This is a genomic window from Leifsonia sp. Y862 (assembly GCF_057669585.1).
The window spans coordinates 277,699-301,308 of sequence record NZ_JBYHFR010000001.1; the positions used below are offsets into that span (position 1 = coordinate 277,699).

Here is a 23,610-nt window from a genome sequence, read left to right on the forward strand (position 1 = left end):
ACGCGTGGCACTCGTTGCCATTTATGCGGCGTGGCACTCGTGGCCGCAGGCGCATGGCCAGGCATCCGCTCGCTGAATTCAGCGGATGATAGGGGCGATGTACTTCTGCCAGGCCCAGACACACACGCTGAGAGCTGCAAACCCGATTGCGCTGAACCACACGATGGCTGCGGTTCCGTTCGCGTTGGCCGCGTTGACCGACGGCAGCATCACCAGGAACAACGCGGTGAGAGCGAGCACCGACAGGCCGACCCACACGGGCGGGGACCAGTTCAGCACGCTGCGCCCGCTCGTCCACGCCAGGGGAGCCAGAATCACTGCTGCTGAGCCGATCGATGTGAGCGCCACGATGTTCATGAACTCGGCGGCGAAGGTGCCGACCACGCCGGTCGCCGGAGGCAGGATCGCCAGCGCGACCCAGGCAAGTGCGCCAACAAGGATCAGGCTGATCGTGCGCACAGCTCCAATACGACCACGGGCGATGACGGCGCGGGCTTCGGCGACCGGGTCTGGCAGCGCATCGGCATCCGTTGATGCCAGCCCGACGGTGATGGTACTGAGCAGCCCGAACAGGAACGCCGGGTGCAGGTCAAGGAACCGGGAGCCCAGAGCCGCAACCGCGATGAGGATCAGCGACCCTGGCACGAAACGGTAGCTCGCCGGCGTGTTCAGCACGCGGGTACTCCACCACAGCGGCACCGCAACGCTCACGACGTTGACGACGGCGACGCCGAGTACTGAAGCGATGAGCAGTCGCAGGTAGGCCGGCTGGTCGGTGACAGGGCCGGAGAGCACGACAAGCGCCGCAGCGGCCAGCACGGCCGACACCTCCACGAACCACCGGTTGACGTGCAGCGTCGGCGCGGTTTCAAACTCCACTGACGCACGGTTGCGCCCGGCGATGCGGGTCGGCCTCCAGAGCGGCCGTCCGCCCCGCGCACGGGAGATCGTGCCGGCGAGCATCAGGGCAGGGAGAACGACCAGCAGCAGCACGCCGAAGGTGAGCGCTATGGCCTGCAGCCACGGAATGGCCTGCGTGAAGCTGAACGGAACGATGGCCGTGGCGAACCTGGTCGGATCAGTCCAGCTGCCCGGCGGGCGGAACGCAGGCGCTGCCCCTGCCTGTGCATCGCTGTCCGGACGGGGGAGGGGAGTCGCAAACGGGCTGTGGGTGCCAGGGTCCGCCGACTCCGCAGGGGCAGGCGCGGGCGCCGGAACGAGGGGGACGATGGCAGCGGGCGGCTCCGTACCCGCACCTGCACCCGCAGACGGCGCTGGCGAAGCGGATGCCGGCGGCGTCGTCGTGTTGGCGAAGGTGAGGGTGACGGCTTCAGAGCCGCTGCTCAGGTTGCCGGCCGCGTCCTGCTGCACGGCGATCACCTTGTATGCCCCTGCAGCGACGCTCGTGGTGCTGCAGGCCCAGCTGCCGGCCGAAACGGTGGTCGTGCACGCCAGGTACGGGCCGGCGTAGACCGAGACCGTTGCGCCGTCTTCTCCCGTGCCAGAGTACGAACTACCGGCCAGCGCGACGATGGTGCCGGTGGCTGGGCTCAGGATCACGGGGCTGGCCGGGCGTTCCAGGTCGAAATGCACGGTGGTCGCCGCGCTCGTGTTCGATGAGGATGGCGAGCTGAAGTCTGACTTCTGGCTGGCGCTGACCGACTGGTTGCCGCTCGGAACGGACCCGGTGAGTGCGCACGACCAGTTCCCAGCGCTGTCGACCACCGCGTAGCACTGGGCCCCTGTCGCCAGGGTCGCGGAGACTGTTGCCCCCGGGTATCCGGTGCCGCGTACCGTGCCGTTGGACGATGCCTGGCCGGTCGGGCCGCCAACTACAACCGGCGCGCCGAGCACCGCGACAGCGATGGTGGTGCTGAGGCTGGAATCGCCTGACACCACGACGCGGATCGGCACGGCAGATCCGCTTGGGAGGCGCACCTCGTCGCAGCTCCAGGTGCCGGTACCGTCGGCGGCGACGATGCACGACGGTTCTGCGCCATTCGCCACGAAGATCTGAATTTCCTGATCGGCGTCGCGGGTGCCGGAAACACTCGTGGTGCTGCGTCCGATGAAGGTGCCGGCTGTGGGCGCTGTGATGGTCGGGGCGCTGGCGGGCGCATCTGTCGCTGGGGTAGTGGCCGTCGACAAGGGAGTGGCGACGTCGCTCGGAGGAACCGTCTCGGCGTACGCCGGCGAATCGCCAGGGGTGCCGACGAGTATTCCGCCGGCCAACAGGCCGACGACAAGAAGCGCGAAGACTGCAACGGATGCCGCGAGTCGGCCCGGTGCGTGCGTGCGAGGTCGCGAGACAAAGAGACCGCGTTTGATCATGATTGCCACATTCACCCCTCCTCCATTTCACGGGGTAGAACGCGTGAAGTCAACTTCCTGCGCGGCGCGGAGAGTAATCTGCGGGAATCGTTATCGTTCGTTAACCTGCGATAGGGCATACTTGCGACTGGGTCAGATGTCCCACTTCTTCGTGTCGTGAACAGCGTGAGGAGGCCGCGTGCCACGCATCCCCGCACCAGAGCGACGTATCGCGCTGGTTCATGCTGCGTTGACCGTTGTCGCCGAACACGGAGTGGCCGCAGCGACCACGCGCGCGATCGTCGCAGAAGCCGGGATGTCGCTGGCGAGCTTCCACTACGCTTTCGCGTCACGGGACGACATGATGGCCGAGCTCATCCGCTACGTCGTCAGCCAGGAAGAGGTGGCGATCCTCGGTGGGGTCACGGAGCTGCCGGCCGGTGGCAGCATGCGCGACTACATCGCTGCGGGCCTTCGCAACTACCTCGATCTGCTCCGCCGCGACCCACAGCGCGAAAAGGCGATGTTCGAACTCACCCACTTCGCGCTCCGCTCACCGGGTATGACTCCCCTTGCCGAGGAGCAGTACGACCACTACTTCACTCTGGCCGCCGCTGCACTTGAGCAGGCCGCAGAGTGGACCAGCTGCAGCTGGGACCGCCCGGTTGCCGACGTCGCGCGGATCCTCGTCGCGTTGACAGACGGGCTCACCATTGCCTGGCTGGTGAACAGGGATGACGCAGCCGCGGCATCCGTCATTGATTTTGCGGCCGACACGGTTGCTGGATTGTCGAGACACGTATGAGTACGCAGACCGTTGTTGCTGTATTCGCCGAACCAACCAGACGCGTGCCAGGCCGGTGGATCGCAGCATTCGCCTCGGCCTGGCTCGGTATCTGGATGGCGCAGCTCACCCCGGTGCAGCTCCTGCTGCCCGCCCAGATTGACGCGCAGCTGCACCCGGAGAACTGGGTGGACAGCGTGGTCGCCTTCGGCATCATCTCCGGGATCGCTGGACTGTGCGCGGTCGTCGCGTACCCGCTGACCGGCGCGTTGTCAGACCGCACGACCTCGCGCTTCGGGCGGAGGCGCCCCTGGATCGCCGGCGGCACCGTCGTCTTCGCGCTCTCGCTGCTGGCCCTCGGGGTGCAGGACACCATGGTGGGGATCGGCATCTTCTGGGCGCTGGCGCTCACCGGGTTCTGTGTGCTGACGGCCGCGTTGACGGCGACCATCTCCGACCAGGTGCCCGTCAATCAGCGCGGACTGGTGTCTGGCTGGTTGTCGGCCCCGCAGGCAATCGGCATCATCTTCGGTCTGCTGCTCGTCACCATGCTCTTCACCGGCCAGTTCGCCGGCTACGCGGTCGTCGCGGTGCTGTTGGTGGTGCTCATCGTCCCATTCCTTTTCCAGCCAGACGCGGTGCTCCGGCCAGACCAGCGTCCGAAGCTCAGCCTGCGGGGAATCCTGGAGAGCCTGTGGATCAGTCCGCGGGCCTATCCAGACTTCGGCTGGACCCTGCTCAGCCGGGTGCTGGTGAACTTCGGCAACGCCTTCGGCACGACAATGCTGCTGTACTTCCTGATGTTCGGGCTCAACGATTCAAACGCCGAAGACGACCTCATCATCCTGACTCTCATTTACATGGTGTTCGTGATCCTCGCCTCCCTGTTCCTCGGTGCGCTCAGCGACAAGCTGGAACGTCGCAAGGCGTTCGTGTTCGTGGCATCCGCCCTGCAGGGTATTGCGGCGCTGATGCTCGCCTTCATCCCCGACCTGACCGTCGCCATGATCGCCGCTGGCATCCTGGGGCTGGGCTACGGATGCTTCCTCTCCGTTGACCAGGCGCTGGCAACCCAGGTGCTGCCAGACCCCGCAGCCAGGGGCAAGGACCTCGGAATCATGAACATCGCCACCGCAGTTCCCCAGGCGATCGCTCCTCTGATCGGAGCGATCACGGTCGCCGCTCTCGGCGGTTTCACCGGGCTCTTCATCCTCGCCGGTGTCTTCGCATTCGCGGGCGCGCTGGCTGTGTCGCGAGTGAAAGGCGTGCGGTAATGCAGATCGACCTGGAGACCGCGCCGCTGGCCCAGCCGTGGCTGATGCCCGAACGCTACTGGTCGCAGATGACGACGGCCACGGCAGATCTCGACACCCCGGTTGCCGCGCTCAACCTCGATGCTCTCCGGTACAACACGCACGACATGCTGCGGAGAGCTACGGGCAAGCCCATCAGGGTGGCGACCAAGTCGCTGCGCGTGCGGAGCATCATCGAACAGATCCTCACGCTTCCCGGCTATGAGGGGGTGCTGGCATTCACGCTGGCTGAAGCGCTCTGGCTCACCGACACCGTGTCAGACATCGTCGTCGGGTACCCCGGCGCAGAACGGCACGCAACCATGCAGCTGGCGCGCTCGCCGCAGGCCGCCGCCAACATCACCCTCATGGTGGACTCCATCGAGCAACTCGACTTCATCGACTCGGTTGTGGCGCCGGGCGAGCGGGAGACCATCAGGGTCGCCATCGAACTGGACTCGGCCTGGCAGGCACCGGTGCTTGGCCACCTCGGGGTGCGGCGGTCACCCGTGTACACGCCAGAGCAAGCGGTGTCACTCGCACTCCGGATTGTGGCCAGGCCCGGGTTCGCCCTCGTGGGAATGATGGGCTACGAAGCGCAGATCGCCGGGCGAGGAGACAACCCCATCGGCCGGCCCGTTGAGGGCGGCCTCAACCGGTGGATGCGCAAGCACTCGATCACGGAGCTGGCCGAACGGCGCGGCGCCGCTGTCGCTGCCGTGCGGCAGGTCGCCGACCTCGAGTTCGTGAACGGCGGCGGCACAGGGTCGTTGGAGAGCACGGGGGCCGATGCCTCCGTGACCGACATCGCTGCGGGCAGCGGATTCTTCGGCGGCCACCTGTTCGACAACTACTCCGAATTCCAGCCGGCACCGGCCGCCGCGTTCGCGCTCTCCGTTGTGCGGAAGCCCGCACCAGAAATCGCCACCATGCTCGGCGGCGGCTGGATCGCCTCAGGGCCGCCGCACGCCGACCGCCTGCCGCAGATCGTCTGGCCGCAGGGCCTGGCGATGATGCCCAGAGAGATGGCCGGTGAGGTACAGACGCCGCTGACCGGAGCCGCGGCGAGGCACCTCACCGTGGGTGACCGGGTGTGGCTGCGCCACACCAAATCGGGGGAGCTCAGCGAACGCGTCAACGAATTCGCACTGGTCGATGGCGACCAGCTCATTGGAATCGTTCCGACGTATCGGGGCGAAGGAAAGGCATTCCTGTGACAGCAAATGGCGGAGTGTGGCGCAACTGGGCCCGCACCGAATTGGTGCGACCGAAGCGGGTCGAACGACCGACGAGTGCCGCCGCGGTGCAGCGCGCGGTCGCCGCAGCTGGGCGAGGCAATCTTCGCATCAAGGCGGTCGGTGCCGGGCACAGTTTCAGCGGCATCGCGGTGGCCCCTGGAGTGCAGCTCGACCTCACCGACCTCACCGGCGTGCTCAGCGTTGACGAGTCGACGCATCGGGTGACGCTGGCCGCCGGAACACGCCTGCACCGGCTGCCGGCTTTGCTCGCGCCATACGGGCTGGCCCTCGCCAATATGGGCGACATCGACCGGCAGACGATCAGCGGCGCCACGTCGACGGGCACCCACGGCACCGGAGGGGAATTCGGCGGGCTCGCCACCCAGATCGTTGCCCTCACCCTTGTCGTCGGCGACGGCTCCCTGCTGCACATCAGCGAGACAGAGAACGCGGAGCTGCTCCCGGCCGCACGCCTCGGTCTCGGGTCTCTCGGCATCATCGTCGACGTGACCATCCAGTGTGTTCCCGCCTATCTGTTGCACGCGGTGGAAGCCGCTGAACCCCTTGAGGAGACCCTCGCGTCGTTCCAGGAGCGGGTACTCGCCAACGACCACTTCGAGTTCTACTGGTTCCCGCACACCGAAACCGCGCTCACCAAGACCAATACCCGGCTGCCGATCGGCGCGCAACGCGCACCCCTTGGCCGGGTGTCGCGATGGGTTGACGACGAGGTGCTCGCCAACGGGCTCTATCGTGTCACCTGCGCCGTCGGCACCGTCGTACCGCCTCTCGTTCCCAGCTTCAGCCGCATGGCGGAGAAGCTGAGCGGCAGGCGCGAGTTCACCGACGTCTCTCCCCGGGTCTTCATCACGAATCGCACTGTGCGGTTCCGTGAGATGGAGTACGCCCTGCCCCGCGCGGTGATTCCAGACGCCCTGCGAGAGGTCAAGGCGCTGATTGAGCGTCGCGGGTGGAATGTCTCATTCCCGATCGAGGTGCGTGCCGCTGCGGCCGATGACGTGTGGATGTCGACGGCGCACGGCAGGGAGACCGGCTACATCGCCGTGCACCGTTACTACCGGGAGGACCACACGGCGTACTTCAGGGACGTCGAGGCGATTATGCGATCCCACGGTGGTCGCCCACACTGGGGAAAGATGCACACTCAGGATGCTGACGCGTTGCGTGAGGTCTACCCCCGCTTCGACGACTTCCTGGCTGTGCGCGATCGGCTCGACCCCGAGCGCCGATTCGCAAACCCCTATTTGGAACGAGTACTCGGTCGATGACCACAACGCCACAGGCCCCAGGTCCACGCAACACGAACAACGGCAGCGTGTCGAAGCGCCAGGCGAGGGCCTGGCAGCACCGCGCGGGTGAACTCGGAGACAGGCTGCCCGCTGGTTTCGTCATGGGTACATCGACGGCGGCATTCCAGATCGAGGGCGGTGCGCGTGATGGCGGTCGGTCTGAGTCGATCTGGGACTGGTTCACCGCCCAGCCTGGTCGCGTGCTCGACGGCAGCAACGCCTCAGTGGCCACCGATCACTACCACCGGTACGCCGAAGACGTGGCGTTGCTCCGCAATCTCGGCGTCGATGCGTACCGGTTCTCGTTTGCCTGGCCTCGCCTGCAACCGGATGGCCGTGGCCGGCTGAATCAGGCAGGAATCGCCTTCTACGACCAGCTTCTCGACGGACTCCTGGCCGCCGGCATCAGCCCGATGGCCACGCTGTTCCACTGGGACACCCCGCTGGCCCTCCGTGGCGGCTGGATGAACCGTGACACGGCTATGCGCTTCGGCGACTATGCGCACAGCGTCGGTGAGGTCTTCGGCGACCGCATCGACTCCTGGATCACCATCAACGAGCCGGCCACGGTGACGCTGAACGGCTACGCACTCGGCCTGCACGCCCCCGGCGATCCGCTGCTCTTCGACGCACTGCCGAGCGCGCACCACCAGCTCCTCGGCCACGGAATTGCGGTGCAGGCGCTCCGCTCTGTCGGGGTCAGCGGTCAGATCGGCATCACCAATGTGCACTCCCCGGTGTTGCCGTACAGCGACCGCGATGAGGATGTCGTCGTCGCCGACCTGTTCGATGCGCTGCACAACCGGATCTTCGCCGACCCAGTGCTGCTTGGGCGCTACCCGACCCTGCCAGAGCCGTTCGACGCACTCGGCCGTTTCCTCGATGAGGTCGACCAGGACGACCTGGCCACCATTTCCCAGCCGCTGGATTTCTACGGCCTCAACTACTACATGCCGTCCCGCGTCAAAGCGGCGAGCGGCAGCGCCAGCTCACGCAGCCTGGCGACGCCAGACGGCGAATCCGCAGCCATGGCGGCGCTGCCCTTCAGTCTCGAGCCCTTCCCCGAGTACCCGGTCACCGGATTCGGCTGGCCCATCGCGCCCGAATTCCTCGCCGTGAGCCTGGCGGAGATGAAGGAGCGGTACGGAGATTCGCTGCCCCCTGTCTACATCACAGAGGGCGGCGCAAGCTTCCCAGACGTCGTTGACATCCGGGACAACGTCGACGACCCAGCGCGCATTGACTACCTCGCAGAGCACGTGCTCGCCGCCGTGGACGCCGTGGCTCCCGGCAAGGTAGCGGATGGCGTTGACCTCCGTGGCTACTTCGTGTGGTCGCTGCTCGACAACTTCGAGTGGGCTGCCGGCTACACGCAGCGGTTCGGCCTGGTGCACGTTGACTTCGCCGACCAGAAGCGCACGCCCAAGTCGTCGTACCGCTGGCTGCAGCAGGTGCTGTCCGCGCGCTGACGCAGCGAGCAGGTCAGGGCGTCCGTCGGCGCAGGGTGATCGACCCGAGGATGACGGCGCCCACCACCCAGGCGAGAATGATGAGCAGTTCGCCCGCGATGTATCCGGCATCCTCTGAATTGGTGGCGACGGCCTGCAGCGCGTCGATGGCGTGCGACAGCGGCAGCCAGTCGCTGATCTCCTTCAGGCCGGGCGGCAGCTGGTCGCGCGGCAGAAAGATGCCGCCGAGCAGGATCTGCGGAAAGACCAGCAGCGGCATGAACTGCACAACCTGGAATTCGGTGCGTGCGAAGGCGCTGGCCAGCAGGCCCAGGGTTGTGCCGAGCAGGGCATCCGCTACGGCAACGGCGAACAGGAGCCAGATGGATCCCTCGATCTCCAGGCCGCACACCCAGGTCGCGAAGGCCACGGCAATGGCCGACTGCACAACCGCGAGCAGCCCGAAGGCGAGCGTGTAGCCGAGGATCAGGTCTCCCTTGCCGAGCGGCATCGACAGGAGGCGCTCCAGGGTGCCGGTGCGCCGCTCGCGCAGCGTGGTGATGCTGGTGACCAGGAACATCACGATGAACGGGAACAGCGCGATCATCGACGGCCCGATGACCTGGAACGTGTCGGTGTCGGAAAAGATCCACGCGACGAGCCCGATGAGCAGGCTCGGCACGATAAGCAGCAACACGATCGTGCGTGGATCGTGCCTGATCTGGGTGAGGATTCGCCCCGTGGTGGCGAACGTGCGCTGCAGGTTCATGACAGATCGCCTGCAGGCGGTCTCGGCCGACGACGGATGAGCGTCAGAAAGGCGCTCTCGACATCTCCTGCCCCTGTTTTCAGCAGGATGCCGGCCGGGGTGTCGTCAGCGAGGATCTCGCCGTCGCGCATCAGCAACAGCTGGTCGCAGCGGGTGGCCTCATCCATGACGTGGCTGGAGACGAGGAGACTGGTGCCGGTGGCGGCCAGCCGATGGAACATCGACCACAGTTCGACGCGCAGCACTGGATCGAGTCCGACGGTGGGCTCATCGAGCACCAGCAGGTCTGGCGAACCGAGGAGGGCGCCGGCCAGCGACACCCGGCTGCGCTGGCCTCCTGACAGGGAGCCAACCAGCTGCCCGGTCACGGAGCCGAGGTCGGTCTCGGTGATCACCCGGTCGACGTCGGAGCGGGGAGCCGCAAGCACGGTGCGGAAATACGCCAGGTTCTCGCGCACCGTCAGGTCGTCGTAGATGCTGGGGGACTGGGTGACGTACCCGACGCGGCCACGCCGTGACTTGCTGCCCGCTGGCCGGCCAAGCACGGTCACCGTGCCTGACTTCACCACCTGAACGCCAACGATCGCCCGCATCAGCGTCGTCTTGCCACAGCCGCTCGGCCCGAGCAACCCAATCACCTGTCCGCTTGGAACCGTGAGCGTTAGACCGTCCAGAACCAGGTTCGGACCGCGTCGCACCGTCAGGTCTGTGACCACCACCGCGGCCGGTCGATCGCTCATATCTGCAGAGCCTACGTCGCCGGTCGGCGGAGAGGTAGGCGGAGAGGTAGGCGGATGCCAGCCTTGACTTAGCTTTGAGTGTGGTGGGAAGCGGATGGGAGGCTCAAGCTGCCCCGTTAGGATAGTGCTGAATACGTCGAGACCACGGTTTCGATCACCCGTTTCGCACAGTACAAGTTCGCTCAATCGCAAGGAGACAGCTGCCATGGAATGGCTCATCCCGGTCATCATTGTTGTGGCACTCATCGTCATCGTCGGTATCTACCTGTGGGCGACGTACAACTCCCTGGTCACGCTCAACGTTCGCGTTGAAGAGGCGTGGAGTGACATCACGGTGCAGCTGAAGCGACGGGCTGATCTGATCCCGAACCTCATCGAGGCGGTCAAGGGCTACGCGGCTCATGAGAAGGGCGTCTTCGAAAACGTCACGAAGGCCAGGGCTGAGACCCTGTCCGCACAGGGGCCGGCCGACGCATCCGTCGCTGAGAACCACATGCAGAACGCGCTGAAGAGCATCTTCGCCGTGGCTGAGGCTTACCCGCAGCTGCAGGCGAGCCAGAACTTCCTGCACCTGCAGTCAGAGCTGGTCGACACCGAAGACAAGATCCAGGCGTCGCGCCGGTTCTACAACGGCGGCGTTCGTGAGCTCAACACCAAGATCAAGACGTTCCCGAACAACCTGTTCGCTCGCAACCTCGGCTTCACAGAGCACGACTTCTTCGAGGTCTCCGACTCTGCAGCGATCGCGGAGCCCCCGCGCGTCCAGTTCTAGCGGCGGGCGCAGATGTATAGCGCGATCGCGCGCAACAAGCGCAACACGGTCTTCATCCTGCTGTTCTTCTTCGTCCTGATCGGCGCCCTTGGCTGGCTGGCCCAGGTGGTCTATGGACCAGGCAGCTACGGAATCATGATCTCGACGATCGTGATCGCCGCGCTGTACGCGCTGTTCCAGTACTACATGGCAGGCAAGCAGGCCGTGGCGATGAGTGGCGGGATCAAGCTCGAAAGCCAGGCGGATCACCCGCGATTGTGGCGCACCGTTGAAAACCTGTCGATCACCACCGGAACACCCATGCCGGAGATCTACATCATCAACGACCCAGCTCCCAACGCTTTTGCGACAGGGCGCGATCCTGAGCACGCCATCGTCGCAGCGACCACCGGTCTGCTCGACATCATGGACGACTCTGAACTCCAGGGTGTCATGGCTCACGAGCTGGGCCACGTGCAGAACTATGACATCAGGGTCTCCACCATCGTGTTTGGGCTGGTTGTCGCCGTCGGCTTCATCGCCGACATGTTCATGCGCATGGCGTTCTTCGGGCGCAATAACAACAACAGCAACCCAGTGGTGCTGGTGTTCGGTCTCGCCGCGATGATCGTTGCCCCTTTGGTGGCCACGATGGTGCAGCTGGCGGTGTCCCGTCAGCGCGAGTACCTCGCCGACGCCACGAGCGCGATGACGACCAGGCACCCGGATGCACTGGCCAGCGCCCTCGCAAAGCTCGAAGCGTATGGCCGTCCGATGCAAAAGCAGAACACCTCGATGTCGCACCTCTGGATCGCCGACCCGCTGAAGCCGGGTCTGGTCGACAAGCTGTTCAGCACCCACCCGCCGATTGCAGAGCGCATCGAGCGTCTGCACACGATGGGCCGGAAGTTCTAGCGAACATCCAGGTCAGCTGAGCTCTGCGGCCAGGGCCGTCGCCAGGTTGCCGCGCTGCATGACTTCGATATCGGCGAGTCCCTGCCAGGTTGCTGTCTCTCGAAGCACAGCAGCCAGGCGGGCCGCGGTCTCTGGCGGGGCGTCGTCTTCGGCCCAGGCTGCCTGTACGCGCAGCACGCCCGCCTGCCGATCGTTCTTGAGATCGACTCGACCGACGATGGAATCGCCGATCAGGACGGGCAGCACGTAGTAGCCGAAGACCCGCTTCGGAGCCGGGGTGTAGATCTCGATGCGATAGTGAAAGTTGAATATGCGGAGCGCCCTGGCTCGTTCCCAGACCACGGGGTCGAACGGCGAGAGCACTGCCGCGGCATCCATGCGGCGGGGGAGCCTGGCCGCGGAATGCAACCACGCCTGCACCGGCCTGTCGTTCTTTCCCCAGCCGGGCACCGTGACCGGCAGCAGCTCACCGCTGTCTTCGAGATCCCGGATCGCAGCCAGAGCCGGCACGCTCTTCAGCCGGAAGTAGTCGGCGAAGTCGGCGGCTGTTCCGATGCCGTGGGCGAGAGCCGACCTGCGAATGAGCTCGCGGTGGGCATCCGCTGCATTCACGTCCCGATTGAGGATTGCCGCAGGGAAGACCTGTTCTGGCAGGGCATAGACCCGTTCGAAGCGCGTGCGGCCGGCGCTGACGACGTCGCCCCAGCGGAACAGCACTTCCAGTCCGGTCTTGACGTCTGACCATCCCCACCACGGGCCACTGCGCTTGTTGGAGTCGTGCTCAATCTCGCTCGCACGGAGCGGCCCCTTCTCCGCGAGTTCGGCACGCAGCCACTCAAGCATCGGCCGGTGTGTACTCGCCCAGGAGTCGGCGTCGACAGACCATTTGTCGCGATAGTGCTGCATCCGCCAGCGGAGGAGTGGCCAGGTGTCGAGCGGCACGAACGAGGCCTCATGCGCCCAGTACTCGGTGAATTTGGCGCCGCCTGACGACGTGCCAGTGCCATACGTGAGCCGGTCGAGCAGCGCCTTGTCGTAGGTGCCGAGTCGACTGAAGGCCGGCATATAGTGGCTGCGCTCGAAGACGTTGACAGAGTCGATTTGCAGGAGCTGCAGTCGGTTCACCAGTGCGTCGAGCTGGCGAACGCCGAGCTGGCGAACACTGGGCTGGCGAACACCGAGCGCAGGCGCGGTGGGTCGGTCAAAGCCCTGCGCGGCCAGCGCAATACGCCGTGCCAGCGCGGGTGAAATGCTCTGCGTTGCGGGGCGCAACTCCGTTGTCTGTGTCATCGCTTCGAGAGTAGCGCTGACCACTGACGTTCATGTGCCGTTCAGCAGGTGGGCTCCAACTGGATGCCTGTGCTTCCTAACCTCTGATCGACCCGACAACTCGGCATCCAACAGTTCGCTCCACAGCGCGAACGGCCAGGCGTGGGTCTGGAGGAACTGTGATCACCACACGCACCCTGGTCGCGACACTCGCTGCCACTGCTGCACTCGCCCTCACGCTCACAGGATGCGCGAGTGCTACGACTGCATCTAGCGGAGACGGCGTCGATGCAGCATCCGCTACCAGCCTGAGCGCGTTCGGCGATCTGGCAGGGCTCGAGGAAGCCGCCAAAGCCGAAGGCGCACTGAACGTCATCGCATTGCCGCGCAACTGGGCGAACTACGGCGCAGTCCTCGACGCCTTCGCAGAGAAGTACCCTGAGATCACCATCACAGAGGCATCGCCAGACGGATCAAGTGCAGAGGAGATCCAGGCGGCAGAGAACCTCGCCGGCCAGGACACGGCCCCGGACGTCTTCGACCTCGGGCTTGCCGTCGCGCTGTCGAGCACGGATCACTTTGCGCCGTACCAGGTCGCGACGTGGGCCGACATCCCGGATGCCCTGAAGGAAGAGAGCGGCCTCTACGTCGGCGACTACGGCGGATACATGGCCGTTGGCTATGACCCGGATGCAGTTCCGGCACCGACCTCGCTCGATGATCTCCTGGGCGCGAAGTACAAGGGCAAGGTCTCCATCAACGGCGACCCCACCCAGGCCGGTGCGGCATTCGCCGCTGTCGGCCTTGCGACAGTGCAGAGCGGTGGCACAGTCGATGACTTCCAGGACGGTATCGACTTCTTCCAGAAGCTCAATGCGGCGGGAAACCTGGTCAAGATCGACCCGACCACCGCGACCATTGCGTCGGGTGAGACCCCTGTCGTCTTTGACTGGGATTACCTGAACGTCGGCTACGGCGCACAGCTCGATGGTCAGCGCAACTGGGAAGTAGTCGTGTTCCCCGGAACCGGCTACGCCGGGTACTACAACCAGGCCATCAACGTCGACGCCCCGCACCCGGCCGCTGCACGACTCTGGCAGGAGTTCCTCTACAGCGACGACGCGCAGAACCTGTGGCTCGAGGGTGGCGCCCGCCCGGTGCGCGCAGAGGCAATGGCCAAGGCCGGAACCATCGACGCCAAGCTCTTTGATGCTCTCCCCGCCGCTCCGGAGGAGACAGTCGTGCCAACGGCGGCACAGAGCGACGCTGCAGCAACGCTGCTCGGCAACAAGTGGGCGGCGGCTGTCCAGTAAGTCCCGCGATGCGGCAGCAGCCCTCTGGCTGCTGCCGTTCGCGGCCTACGTCGTACTCTTCCTCGCCATCCCGACGCTGATCGCGATCAGCACGGGGTTTTTCGATGCGTCCGGCGCCTTCACCTGGGACACGGTCGCCGCACTGGCCGATCCGCTGATCCTGCAGACCTTCTTCAATTCATTCTGGCTATCGGCATTGACCGCGATCGTCGGTGCGATCACCGGCGCCGTCGCCTGCTACGCCCTGCTCGGATCCGCCCCCGACGGTGCGCTCCGATCAGCTGTTGACTCGCTGAGCGGGGTACTCGCCCAGTTCGGCGGTGTCATGCTCGCGTTCGCCTTCGTGGCGACCATCGGCATCCAGGGCATGGTCACCGTGCTCCTGCGCGACACGATGGGAATCGACATCTACGCCGACGGAGTGTGGCTGTATGAACTACCGGGCCTCATCCTGCCCTACCTGTACTTCCAGGTTCCGCTGATGATCATCACCTTCATGCCGGCGCTGCACGCGTTGAAGCCGCAGTGGGCCGAAGCGAATGCCACCCTGGGCGGCAGCAGGGCCTCATACTGGTTGCGCATCGCGTTCCCGGTGCTTGCACCCTCGTTCCTCGGCAGCCTGCTCCTGCTGTTCGCCAACGCGTTCTCCTCATATGCCACGGCAGCGGCTCTCACCAGCCAGGGCTCGCAGATCGTTCCACTGCAGATCAGGGCTGCGCTCACAAGCGAGACAATGCTCGGCAGGGAGAACCTCGCAGGGGCGCTCGCGCTCGGTATGGTCATCGTGGTGGCCGTCGTCATGTTCGGCTACTCCATGCTGACATCACGGGCATCGAGGTGGCAGCGATGAGCCGCACTACGCCGCAGGCACGCCAGCCAGGGCTCGGTATGCAGAACGGTGTCGCGCACGCGCCGACATCGCGCACTCAACGCCTGATCCTCAGTCTGCTCGGACTGGTGTTCGTGATCCCCTTCGTGGCAATGCTCGAATTCACCCTGCGCAAGGGGCTCGGTGGCGGCTACGACTTCTCGCGCTGGCAAGCCCTGTTCGGTGGTGGGCTGACGGGGGAGTACCGGCCGGTGCTCACCGCTCTCGGAAACTCCGTGGCGCTGGCCATCGGCACGGTGGCGATCATGCTGCTCATACTTGTGCCGACCATGGTGCTGGTACAGGTACGGTTCCCTCGCCTGCGACGGGCCCTTGAGATCATCTGTGTGCTGCCGATCAGCATCCCGGCGATCGTGCTCGTGGTCGGCCTGGCGCCGGTCTACTCGGTGGTCTCACGGATGTTCGGCAGCGGCGTGTGGACGCTGGCATTCGCGTACGGAATCACGGTGTTGCCGTACGCATACCGGGCGATCCAGTCGAACCTCGATGCGGTCGATGTCAGAACCCTCAGTGAGGCGGCGCAGACGCTCGGTGCAGGGCCGCGCACGGTCTTCCTCTCAGTGCTGTTGCCGAACCTGAAGCGCGGCGTCCTGGCTGCGTCGTTCATCGCCGTCGCCGTCGTGCTCGGTGAATTCACAATTGCCTCGCTGCTGAACCGCACCAACCTGCAGACGGCGCTGGTCGTGGTCAGCAAGAACGACCCGTACACCGCCGTGATCCTGTCACTGCTGGCTCTGTTGTTCGCCTTCGTCCTGCTGCTCGTGATCGGACGTCTCGGCGCCATCACTCCCGGCACCAGGCGTGTGTCGCGCGCAACGCGGGCGCGGCGTGCGGCATCCGTTTTCACCATGAAAGGCACCCGATGACCACGCAACGACACAGTGAACTGAAACACAGCGAACTGCAACACAGCGAACTGCAACACCGTGAACCGCAACACTCTGAACCGCGGCGTATGGGAGCAGCCGTGCAGTTCTCTGGCGTGGTGAAAGACTTCGCCGGTCACCCGGCGCTGAACGGTGTGGACCTCACGCTGCATTCCGGTGAATTCGTTGCCCTGCTCGGGCCAAGCGGGTGCGGAAAGACCACGGCCCTTCGGGTGCTGGCCGGGCTTGAATCAACGGATGCCGGCACGATCACACTCGACGGCCGCGACGTCTCTCAGCTGCCGAGCAGCAAGCGCGACATGGGCATGGTCTTCCAGTCCTATTCGCTGTTCCCCCACCTGAGTGTGGGCAAGAACGTTGAGTTCGGGTTGCGGATGCGCGGGGTCGGCGCCGATGAACGACGTCAGCGCGCACGGGAGGCGCTGGCCATGGTCGGTTTGGAAGCGCACGCCGATCGCTATGCCCATCAGCTCTCCGGCGGCCAGCAGCAACGCGTTGCGTTGGCGCGCGCCCTCGTCACGGAGCCACGCGTCCTGCTGCTTGACGAACCACTGTCTGCCCTCGATGCACAGGTGCGTGTACAGCTGCGGGATGAGATCAAGCGCATCCAGTCTGATCTCGGCATCACGACCCTGTTCGTCACCCACGATCAGGACGAGGCGCTCGCCGTCGCCGACAGGGTCGCGGTGATGAAAGCGGGCGTGATCGAGCAGATCGGAAGCCCTGAGGAACTGTATGCCCGCCCGGCGACGGCCTTCGTCGCTGAATTCGTTGGGCTCAGCAACGCCATCCGCGGCTCGGTCGCACACGGCACGGCCGAGGTCTACGGCACTCGGCTGCCGCTGTTGGACCCCTCGCAGGATGACGGTGAGTGTGCCGTCTTCGTGCGCCCTGAGGATATCGAGTTGCTGCCGGCGGACGGCGAATATGGCGACGCGGTCGTCAGCGGGATCGTCACCGCGTCGAGCTTTCATGGATCGCTGCGGCGCACGACTATCGCCATGAACGACGGCCAGCACGTACTCGTGCAACACGACGTGAGAACCGTTCCGACGGTGGGTGAGCTCGTCCACCTCCGACTTCGGGGCAACCCGGTGTCTGTGCGTCTCAGCAGCTGAACGGAGCAAGGAACTGAACGGAGCATGGCCATCACAGTTCTAGACTGAGCACGTGACGGATTCCACGGGAACCAACGGCGGCACAGCGCGCTCCAAGGGAGAACCTGTGCCTGAGACCGTCGAGGAGTCCATGCCGAAGGGCGTGCGTCTGGCCGGAGCGTGGTCGTGGCGGCTGCTCGTTATCGCCGCCGCCATCGCCGTTTTCATCTACCTCGTCATCCAGCTGCGGCTCATTGTCATTCCCGTGCTGGTTGCCGTGCTGCTCTCTGCCCTGCTCGTTCCGCTCGTTACATTCCTGACGCGGCATAGATGGCCAAAGGGTCTCGCTGTCGCGACAGCGTTGATCTTGACGATTGCCGTGGTCGCCGGTCTGATCACCCTGGCTGCCACCCAGATCGCCAGCGGATCCGTGGGGCTCACGTCCCGACTCCAGTCCTCGTATGTGAGCCTGAGGGATGCGCTGCTTGCGCCGCCGTTCCAATTCTCCGAATCCCAGCTCAACGGTTTCGTCAGCCAAATATGGGATGCGATCCAGGCCGATAGCCAGGTCTTCATCAGTGGCGCACTGTCGGTGGGCTCGTCGCTTGGGCACTTCCTGGCCGGCTTGCTGCTCACTCTGTTCAGTCTCCTGTTCATCCTCATTGACGGTAAAGGCATTTGGGGCTGGATCGTCCGGATCTTCCCCAAGCGTGCACGAGTCGCCCTCGATGGCGCAGGGCGGGCAGGCTGGGAGACACTGGGCAACTTCGTCAGGGTGCAGATTCTCGTGGCCTCCATCGATGCCGTTGGCATCGGGGTCGGCGCCGCGCTCCTTGGTGTTCCGATGGCCATTCCGATCGGCATACTCGTCTTCCTCGGCGCTTTTATTCCGATTGTCGGTGCCGTCGCGACGGGGGCAATCGCGGTGGTCATCGCCCTTATCTTCAACAACTGGATAGTCGCGCTGGCAATGCTCGGGGTGGTACTGCTGGTGCAGCAGGTGGAGGGTCACGTGTTGCAGCCGCTCATCATGGGCACCGCCGTCAAGGTGCACCCGCTGGCGGTCGTGCTCGTCGTAGCTGCAGGGTCGTTGCTGGCCGGCATCCCAGGCGCCCTGTTCGCGGTCCCTGTCGCCGCCGTGCTGAACGTGATGATCAACTACATCGCAAGCGGGGTCTGGCGAGGCGATGCCCCCTTGTCGAGCGGACTGCCACAATCCAACCTCTGGCAAACGGTGCCGCAACAACCACCCCGGTACCGTCGCCGCGTGCTCGTGTCGAAGCCTGACCAGAAGTCACCTCCCGCCACCTCCGCTGCCACATCCCCCGATTCATCGCCCAGTGAGGGCGCCGCCGATACAGAGAGAACCACGAATGACTGAAACCCACGTCGCCGGTCCGTCACTTGCCGAGATCGAAGCCGCCCGCGACATTGTGGGCCAAGTGGCGCAGGTGACGCCCATGGAAAGCTCGCGGTACCTCGAAGAGGTGCTCGGGATGCCGGTCTTCCTGAAATGCGAGAACCTGCAGCGAACGGGGTCATACAAGATTCGTGGGGCGTACAACCGGCTCTCCAAGCTCACCGCAGCCGAGCGCGCACAGGGCGTCGTGGCGGCATCAGCCGGAAACCACGCCCAGGGTGTGGCCTTCGCCGCGCGGGAGCTGGGCATCAAGGCCACGATCTTCATGCCGATCGGCGTCGCGCTGCCCAAGTTGCAGGCGACGCGTGACTACGGCGCAGACGTGATGCTGCGTGGGCACACGGTAACCGAGCCGTTGCTGGCAGCTGCTGAATTCGCCGCAGAGACCGGCGCAATCCTGATCCCACCGTTCGACCACGAGGATGTCGTCGTCGGCCAGGGCACGTTGGGCCTGGAGATCCTCGACCAGGTGCCAGACGTCGAGACAGTGATCGTGCCGATCGGTGGCGGTGGATTGATCTCCGGCGTGGCCAGCGCCGTGAAGCAACGGGCGGCCCGTGAGGGACGCGAGATTCGTGTGATCGGCGTCCAGTCGGAGCACGCTGCCCCGTATCCGGTGTCGATCGCCGCGGGGGTCTTGACGGAGATCGTCATCCAGCCGACGATCGCTGACGGTATCGCCGTTGCCAAGCCTGGCGTGCTGAACTTCGCCATCATCCGCGAGCTCGTCGATGAGATCGTCACGGTGAGTGAAGACGACATCGCGCGTGCGCTGCTCGTGCTGCTCGAGCGCGCGAAGCTTGTGGTCGAACCCGCCGGCGCCGTTGGCGTTGCCGCAATCCTTGCGGGCAAGATCGCCCCGACAGGGCGGACGGTGGCCATCCTCTCTGGCGGCAACATCGACCCGTTGCTCATGCAGCGCGTGATCAGCCACGGCCTCGCTGCCTCCGACCGGTACCTGACGCTCCGCATCATGCTGCCTGACCGCCCCGGCCAGCTCGCCCGCATCTCAGAGCTGCTTGCCCAGGCGCGCGCCAATGTCATCGAAGTGCTGCACACCCGTCATGGCGTCGGTATCCAGTTGAGCGAAGTTGAGATCGACATCAGCGTCGAGACCCGCGGGACAGAACATCGTGAGCAGGTCGTCGAGCTCTTGCGTTCGGCGGGCTACGACCCGCGTTTCTCCTAAATCATCACGCGTCAGCACGCTTAACCAGAACTGCGGTTGTCCTGCCTGAATGATTCAGGTGGGACAACCGCAGTGTGCGTGTGGTGACGCGACGTTTTAGGCGCCTGTACGTTTTAGGCGCCTGTACGTTTTAGGCGCCGGTGAAGGTCTCGACCTCAGAGATCACAACGGTGATCTCCTTGCCGTTCGGAGCCGTGTAGCTGGTGGACGCACCGACGGCGAGGCCGATGATCGCAGCGCCGAGCGGGCTCTGCTCGCTGTAGACGTCCAGGTCGCTGTTGCCGGCGATCTCACGGCTGCCCAGGAGGAAGCGGGTCTCGTCTCCGGCGATGGTGGCCGTGATGACCGTTCCCGGCTGTACGACGCCGTGGCTTTCGGGCGCGCTGCCGACCTCAGCGTTTCGCAGCAGCAGCGTGAGGGTGCGGATGCGGGCCTCGATCTTGCCCTGTTCATCCTTCGCGGCGTGGTAGCCGCTGTTCTCCTTGAGGTCGCCCTCTTCCCGCGCTGACTCGATCTTCTTCGTGATGTCATCACGTCCGGTCGTGCTGAGAGTTTCCAGTTCCGTCTCGAGACGCTTGTAAGCCTCTTCGGTGAGCCAGGTGACTGTCGTGTCGGTAGCCATGGATACTTCTCCTCTGCTTCTTCGTACCAGATTGGTGCTTCGCCCCAGATTGGTTCTGTTCAAAGTGAACAGCGTCCAGAGATACAGTCGACGCCCCGACGATGATCGTCGAGGCGAATACAACAGTCTAGGTCAGCCAGCAGCGGTAAATCAATCCAGTGTTCGCGAGTTCGCTGGTGCGCACGACCTCGGTGAATGAGCGAGTGTAGGTGTCTGAGGGGGGAACGTCGATGACCTTCCAGCCGATGACGGTGAAGCTCTCGTTCAGGGACTGGACGGCACATGCCGTGGCCGTGCCGCTCGGCACGGAGAGCTCGAACGTGATGCTGACGGCTGAGTCGTCGATGATTGTGTAGCCGATGTCGCGGGTCTCGATCTGTGGACCGGATGCGTCCAGTCCTGCCCAAACAACCCAGGCGACCAGGATGACGGCGAATACCCCGCCGACGAGCCAGTACAGGCGTCGGTCACGCTTCATCCGTTGCTTCGAGCGCCCATAGCGAGACTCGAGTTCGGCGTTCTCACTCACTCAGGACTCCACACTCATGTTCAACGATTAGGCTTGCTCTCAAGATTAGCTGGCATTCCTGAGGAGTTACGTGACACTGCGTCTATTGGCGGTGCACGCCCATCCCGACGACGAGTCGAGTAAGGGCGCTGCGACCTATGCCTCATATCGAAGCAAGGGCGCTGAAGTGCTGATTGTGAGCTGCACGGGCGGTGAACGCGGCAGCATCCTGAATGAGGCCGTCCCGAATCGGGCATTGGCTGAACGGGATCTGCCCGGCCTTCGCCGACTCGAAATGGCCGAAGCGCAGCGCATCCTCGGAGTCGAGCACCGCTGGCTGGGCTACCAGGATTCCGGCATGAACGACGACGGCTCGGTGCCGCCCAATTCCTTCGCTGACATCCCTGTCGAGATTTCTGCCGAGCCACTGGTGCGAATCATCCGCGAGTTCAAGCCACAGGTGCTGATCACGTATGACGAGAAGGGTGGCTATCCGCACCCCGATCACATTCGCACCCACGACGTGTCGATGGCCGCCTACCGGGCGGCAGCGGATGCGACGGCCTACCCAGAGGCCGGCGAACCGTGGCAGATCGACAAGGTGTACTACGACCGCATTTTCAACCTGCAGCGCGTCGACGCGATGTACCTGGAACTCAGCGCCACCGAGCCGGATTCGGAACTCCTCGAGCCGCTGGGGGAGGCCAGGGACTGGATGAAGGACTACCCGCACACCGCAACCACCCACATCCCGGTCGGCGACTTCCTGGAGGTGCGAGACGCAGCGCTGCGCGCCCACGCCAGCCAGGTCGCCCCTGACAGCGGTTTCTTCTTCTGGCCCAACTGGCTCGTTCGCAAAGCCTGGCCCTATGAAGATTTTCAACTCATCGAATCGAAAGTGACATCCATCGTGCCAGAATCAGACCTTTTCGCCGGCGTACGGGATGACGCATGAGCCCGCTTCTTGGCTTCATCGCGGCGACAACCCCTCCGCCGGAGTTCAACCCTGACACGGTCACACCGGGTCCTGGGGGCTTCTTCCTGTTCTTCTTCGTCGTTGTAGCTGTCGTGCTCCTCGCGATCGACATGATTCGCCGCATTCGCCGCACCAACTACCGCGCTGAGATTTCGGCACGCCTTGAGGCTGAGTTGGCCGAGAAGAACGCGGCACAGGATGGCAGCGGTACCAAGCCCGATCAGGGCTGACTCCTCGACTAGGGGCTGACTCCTCGACTAGGGGCTGACTCCTCGCCTAGGGATAGAGCGGGTGGGTGGCGATGATCAGGATCGCGACCCAGTGGCACAGGAACGCCAGAACCGTGAGGCTGTGGAAGATCTCATGGAAGCCGAACACGCCGGGAACGGGGTTCGGCTTCTTGAGACCGTAGACGACGGCTCCAATCGTGTAGAAGAGGCCACCGACCAGGATGAGCGTCATCATCGCGGCGTTGGCCTGGAAGAAGTCGACGATGTACATGAGCGAGCCCCAGCCAAGCAGCACGTACAGCGGAACGTAGAGCCAGCGCGGGGCGCCGATCCAGAACACGCGGAACGCGATCCCAAGGATCGCGCCGGCCCAGACCAGCGACAGCAGCAGAGTCGACTTCTCAGGCGGCAGGGCGAGCACTGCGATGGGCGTGTACGAGCCGGCGATGAGCAGGAAGATGTTGGCGTGGTCGATCCGCTTCAGGATGAGCTTCGTCCGTGGCGACCAGTTGAAGCGGTGATACAGCGCTGAATTGCCGAACAGCAGCATCGACGTCGCGACGAAGACGGCGCTCGACCATTTCGCGGCAGGACCATCGGCGACGATGAGCAGGATGACACCGGTGACGACTGTCACGGGGAAGATTCCAGCGTGAATCCATCCGCGCCAGGTGGGCTTCACATCGGCCTGACTGAGGTCGTCTGCCTCATGCAGAGGCAGTGCTGGAATGTCGCGCTCTGTGCTCATAGAGCAAGACTACGACAGCAGCATCCGCCACTGTGTGCGCGGAAGGAGCCGAATGGGGCTACCGTAAATACGTGCAGAAGCGGCAAATACCTCTCGGGCGCGGTCTCCTCTACGAGGTGTACCAGCGCCGTATTCGTCGCGGCCTGACACCGGATGTCGTGCCACGGCACGTCGCCATGATCATCGACGGCAATCGACGCTGGGCCAAGCAGCTCGGCTACGATTCCGTATCGCACGGTCACCGCGCCGGTGCCGCGAAGATGCGCGAGTTTCTGGAGTGGTGCGACGACCTCGGCATCTCCGTCGTCACGCTCTACCTGCTCTCGTACGACAACCTCCTGCAGCGCGACAGCGACGAACTGTCCGACCTGTTTGAGATCATTGCCGACCTCGCAGAAGACCTTTCCCACTATCGCAACTGGCGCGTGCAGCACGTTGGTTCGAAGAAGGGGCTGCCTGAACCACTGGTCCAGGCCCTCGACGCCGCAGAGGCGCGCACGGCAGGCAACAAGGGCCTCCACATCAACCTGGCCGTCGGGTACGGCGGTCGTGCAGAGATAACGGATGCCATGCGCAGTATCGTGGCGTCCCACCACGCAGACGGCGGCACGCTGGAAGACCTCGCGGAGACGCTCACGCCAGAGCTGATCGGCAAGCATCTCTACACGGGAGGGCAGCCGGATCCTGATCTGGTCATCCGTACGTCTGGAGAGCAGCGGCTGAGTGACTTCATGCTGTGGCAGAGCGCGCACAGCGAGTTCTACTTTGTGGAGGCACTCGGGCCTGATCTGCGCCAGGTCGACTTCCTGCGCGCACTGCGCGATTACGCGCGCAGGCACCGCCGCTACGGCGGCTAGCACCTGCGTTGGCACGGGGCTCTCTGTAAGAAAACGGGCTCTCTGTAA

23 protein-coding genes are annotated in these 23,610 nt (G+C 64.6%); 16 read left to right on the plus strand and 7 right to left on the minus strand.

Annotated features, from left to right (window positions below):
• Positions 1–78: 78 nt before the first annotated feature.
• Complete coding sequence (locus AC25Z0_RS01265; protein ID WP_488132048.1) at positions 79–2,340, minus strand: hypothetical protein; 2,262 nt, start codon at positions 2,338–2,340, stop codon at positions 79–81.
• Positions 2,341–2,509: 169 nt separating this feature from the next.
• On the opposite strand from AC25Z0_RS01265, the gene AC25Z0_RS01270 reads away from it, so the two are divergent.
• Genes AC25Z0_RS01270 through AC25Z0_RS01290 form a run of 5 tightly spaced genes read left to right on the plus strand, consistent with a single transcriptional unit; the run spans position 2,510 to position 8,403 of the window.
• Positions 2,510–3,115 (plus strand): TetR/AcrR family transcriptional regulator, encoded by a 606-nt coding sequence (locus tag AC25Z0_RS01270; RefSeq protein ID WP_488118456.1) that lies wholly within the window; start codon positions 2,510–2,512, stop codon positions 3,113–3,115.
• On the plus strand, positions 3,112–4,368 hold the full coding sequence (locus AC25Z0_RS01275) for an MFS transporter (RefSeq protein ID WP_488118457.1): 1,257 nt from the start codon (positions 3,112–3,114) through the stop codon (positions 4,366–4,368). The genes AC25Z0_RS01270 and AC25Z0_RS01275 overlap by 4 nt, the downstream gene beginning before the upstream one ends.
• Positions 4,368–5,603: an alanine racemase gene (locus AC25Z0_RS01280; RefSeq protein WP_488118458.1), complete on the plus strand. Its 1,236-nt coding sequence runs from the start codon at positions 4,368–4,370 to the stop codon at positions 5,601–5,603. Before AC25Z0_RS01275 ends, AC25Z0_RS01280 begins: the two co-directional genes overlap by 1 nt.
• Positions 5,600–6,913: a D-arabinono-1,4-lactone oxidase gene (locus tag AC25Z0_RS01285; protein WP_488132049.1), complete on the plus strand. Its 1,314-nt coding sequence runs from the start codon at positions 5,600–5,602 to the stop codon at positions 6,911–6,913. Before AC25Z0_RS01280 ends, AC25Z0_RS01285 begins: the two co-directional genes overlap by 4 nt.
• A complete protein-coding gene (locus AC25Z0_RS01290) occupies positions 6,910–8,403 on the plus strand; it encodes a GH1 family beta-glucosidase (RefSeq protein WP_488132050.1) in 1,494 nt (497 codons plus the stop codon). The genes AC25Z0_RS01285 and AC25Z0_RS01290 overlap by 4 nt, the downstream gene beginning before the upstream one ends.
• Before the next feature lie 13 nt (positions 8,404–8,416).
• Here AC25Z0_RS01290 and AC25Z0_RS01295 read toward each other — a convergent pair whose 3' ends face one another.
• Both AC25Z0_RS01295 and AC25Z0_RS01300 read right to left on the minus strand, forming a co-directional pair.
• Positions 8,417–9,151, minus strand: a complete 735-nt coding sequence (locus AC25Z0_RS01295) for an ABC transporter permease (RefSeq protein ID WP_488118461.1) — start codon at positions 9,149–9,151, stop codon at positions 8,417–8,419.
• Positions 9,148–9,891 (minus strand): ABC transporter ATP-binding protein, encoded by a 744-nt coding sequence (locus tag AC25Z0_RS01300; protein ID WP_488132051.1) that lies wholly within the window; start codon positions 9,889–9,891, stop codon positions 9,148–9,150. The genes AC25Z0_RS01295 and AC25Z0_RS01300 overlap by 4 nt, the downstream gene beginning before the upstream one ends.
• Positions 9,892–10,096: 205 nt before the next feature.
• Between AC25Z0_RS01300 and AC25Z0_RS01305 the strand changes: the two genes are divergently transcribed.
• The gene (locus tag AC25Z0_RS01305) at positions 10,097–10,663 is read left to right on the plus strand and encodes a LemA family protein (RefSeq protein WP_488118463.1); all 567 of its coding nucleotides are present in this window, start codon (positions 10,097–10,099) and stop codon (positions 10,661–10,663) included.
• Positions 10,664–10,675: 12 nt separating this feature from the next.
• Positions 10,676–11,557 (plus strand): M48 family metalloprotease, encoded by an 882-nt coding sequence (locus AC25Z0_RS01310; RefSeq protein WP_488118464.1) that lies wholly within the window; start codon positions 10,676–10,678, stop codon positions 11,555–11,557.
• A 12-nt stretch (positions 11,558–11,569) separates the two neighbouring features.
• On the opposite strand, the gene AC25Z0_RS01315 is transcribed toward AC25Z0_RS01310, so the two are convergent.
• A complete protein-coding gene (locus AC25Z0_RS01315) occupies positions 11,570–12,847 on the minus strand; it encodes a winged helix-turn-helix domain-containing protein (protein WP_488132052.1) in 1,278 nt (425 codons plus the stop codon).
• Positions 12,848–13,005: 158 nt separating this feature from the next.
• Here AC25Z0_RS01315 and AC25Z0_RS01320 point away from each other — a divergent pair, with 158 nt between their 5' ends.
• From AC25Z0_RS01320 to ilvA, 6 genes are all read left to right on the plus strand, one after another.
• Positions 13,006–14,139, plus strand: a complete 1,134-nt coding sequence (locus AC25Z0_RS01320; protein WP_488118466.1) for an ABC transporter substrate-binding protein — start codon at positions 13,006–13,008, stop codon at positions 14,137–14,139.
• Positions 14,036–14,989 (plus strand): ABC transporter permease, encoded by a 954-nt coding sequence (locus AC25Z0_RS01325; RefSeq protein ID WP_488132053.1) that lies wholly within the window; start codon positions 14,036–14,038, stop codon positions 14,987–14,989. The genes AC25Z0_RS01320 and AC25Z0_RS01325 overlap by 104 nt, the downstream gene beginning before the upstream one ends.
• A 38-nt stretch (positions 14,990–15,027) precedes the next feature.
• The gene (locus AC25Z0_RS01330; protein ID WP_488133100.1) at positions 15,028–15,894 is read left to right on the plus strand and encodes an ABC transporter permease; all 867 of its coding nucleotides are present in this window, start codon (positions 15,028–15,030) and stop codon (positions 15,892–15,894) included.
• Positions 15,895–15,983: 89 nt separating this feature from the next.
• Positions 15,984–17,033: an ABC transporter ATP-binding protein gene (locus tag AC25Z0_RS01335; RefSeq protein WP_488132054.1), complete on the plus strand. Its 1,050-nt coding sequence runs from the start codon at positions 15,984–15,986 to the stop codon at positions 17,031–17,033.
• A 52-nt stretch (positions 17,034–17,085) separates the two neighbouring features.
• Positions 17,086–18,393, plus strand: a complete 1,308-nt coding sequence (locus tag AC25Z0_RS01340) for an AI-2E family transporter (RefSeq protein WP_488132055.1) — start codon at positions 17,086–17,088, stop codon at positions 18,391–18,393.
• On the plus strand, positions 18,386–19,621 hold the full coding sequence (gene ilvA, locus AC25Z0_RS01345; protein ID WP_488118470.1) for a threonine ammonia-lyase: 1,236 nt from the start codon (positions 18,386–18,388) through the stop codon (positions 19,619–19,621). Before AC25Z0_RS01340 ends, ilvA begins: the two co-directional genes overlap by 8 nt.
• Positions 19,622–19,751: 130 nt before the next feature.
• On the opposite strand, the gene greA is transcribed toward ilvA, so the two are convergent.
• Entirely contained in the window at positions 19,752–20,243 is a 492-nt protein-coding gene (gene greA, locus AC25Z0_RS01350) for a transcription elongation factor GreA (protein WP_488118471.1), read from the minus strand.
• Positions 20,244–20,370: 127 nt separating this feature from the next.
• A complete protein-coding gene (locus AC25Z0_RS01355; protein ID WP_488132056.1) occupies positions 20,371–20,772 on the minus strand; it encodes a DUF4307 domain-containing protein in 402 nt (133 codons plus the stop codon).
• Positions 20,773–20,842: 70 nt separating this feature from the next.
• On the opposite strand from AC25Z0_RS01355, the gene mca reads away from it, so the two are divergent.
• The gene (mca, locus tag AC25Z0_RS01360; protein ID WP_488132057.1) at positions 20,843–21,706 is read left to right on the plus strand and encodes a mycothiol conjugate amidase Mca; all 864 of its coding nucleotides are present in this window, start codon (positions 20,843–20,845) and stop codon (positions 21,704–21,706) included.
• On the plus strand, positions 21,703–21,957 hold the full coding sequence (locus tag AC25Z0_RS01365) for a hypothetical protein (protein ID WP_488132058.1): 255 nt from the start codon (positions 21,703–21,705) through the stop codon (positions 21,955–21,957). Before mca ends, AC25Z0_RS01365 begins: the two co-directional genes overlap by 4 nt.
• Positions 21,958–22,003: 46 nt before the next feature.
• On the opposite strand, the gene trhA is transcribed toward AC25Z0_RS01365, so the two are convergent.
• Positions 22,004–22,705 carry a PAQR family membrane homeostasis protein TrhA gene (gene trhA, locus AC25Z0_RS01370; RefSeq protein WP_488132059.1) on the minus strand — a complete coding sequence of 234 codons (702 nt, stop codon included), beginning with the start codon at positions 22,703–22,705 and terminating at the stop codon, positions 22,004–22,006.
• Positions 22,706–22,776: 71 nt separating this feature from the next.
• Here trhA and AC25Z0_RS01375 point away from each other — a divergent pair, with 71 nt between their 5' ends.
• Positions 22,777–23,562: an isoprenyl transferase gene (locus tag AC25Z0_RS01375; protein WP_488132060.1), complete on the plus strand. Its 786-nt coding sequence runs from the start codon at positions 22,777–22,779 to the stop codon at positions 23,560–23,562.
• Positions 23,563–23,610 lie beyond the last annotated feature (48 nt).

Bases quoted from the DNA above. Each gene is read 5' to 3' on its own strand.
- AC25Z0_RS01275 (WP_488118457.1), top strand. From the start codon at position 3,112: ATGAGTACGCAGACCGTTGTTGCTGTATTCGCCGAACCAACCAGACGC.
- AC25Z0_RS01280 (WP_488118458.1), top strand. From the start codon at position 4,368: ATGCAGATCGACCTGGAGACCGCGCCGCTGGCCCAGCCGTGGCTGATG.
- AC25Z0_RS01290 (WP_488132050.1), top strand. From the start codon at position 6,910: ATGACCACAACGCCACAGGCCCCAGGTCCACGCAACACGAACAACGGC.
- AC25Z0_RS01295 (WP_488118461.1), bottom strand. From the start codon at position 9,151: ATGAACCTGCAGCGCACGTTCGCCACCACGGGGCGAATCCTCACCCAG.
- AC25Z0_RS01300 (WP_488132051.1), bottom strand. From the start codon at position 9,891: ATGAGCGATCGACCGGCCGCGGTGGTGGTCACAGACCTGACGGTGCGA.
- AC25Z0_RS01305 (WP_488118463.1), top strand. From the start codon at position 10,097: ATGGAATGGCTCATCCCGGTCATCATTGTTGTGGCACTCATCGTCATC.
- AC25Z0_RS01310 (WP_488118464.1), top strand. From the start codon at position 10,676: ATGTATAGCGCGATCGCGCGCAACAAGCGCAACACGGTCTTCATCCTG.
- AC25Z0_RS01315 (WP_488132052.1), bottom strand. From the start codon at position 12,847: ATGACACAGACAACGGAGTTGCGCCCCGCAACGCAGAGCATTTCACCC.
- AC25Z0_RS01325 (WP_488132053.1), top strand. From the start codon at position 14,036: ATGCTCTCCCCGCCGCTCCGGAGGAGACAGTCGTGCCAACGGCGGCAC.
- AC25Z0_RS01330 (WP_488133100.1), top strand. From the start codon at position 15,028: ATGCAGAACGGTGTCGCGCACGCGCCGACATCGCGCACTCAACGCCTG.
- AC25Z0_RS01335 (WP_488132054.1), top strand. From the start codon at position 15,984: ATGGGAGCAGCCGTGCAGTTCTCTGGCGTGGTGAAAGACTTCGCCGGT.
- ilvA (WP_488118470.1), top strand. From the start codon at position 18,386: ATGACTGAAACCCACGTCGCCGGTCCGTCACTTGCCGAGATCGAAGCC.
- greA (WP_488118471.1), bottom strand. From the start codon at position 20,243: ATGGCTACCGACACGACAGTCACCTGGCTCACCGAAGAGGCTTACAAG.
- AC25Z0_RS01365 (WP_488132058.1), top strand. From the start codon at position 21,703: ATGAGCCCGCTTCTTGGCTTCATCGCGGCGACAACCCCTCCGCCGGAG.
- trhA (WP_488132059.1), bottom strand. From the start codon at position 22,705: ATGAGCACAGAGCGCGACATTCCAGCACTGCCTCTGCATGAGGCAGAC.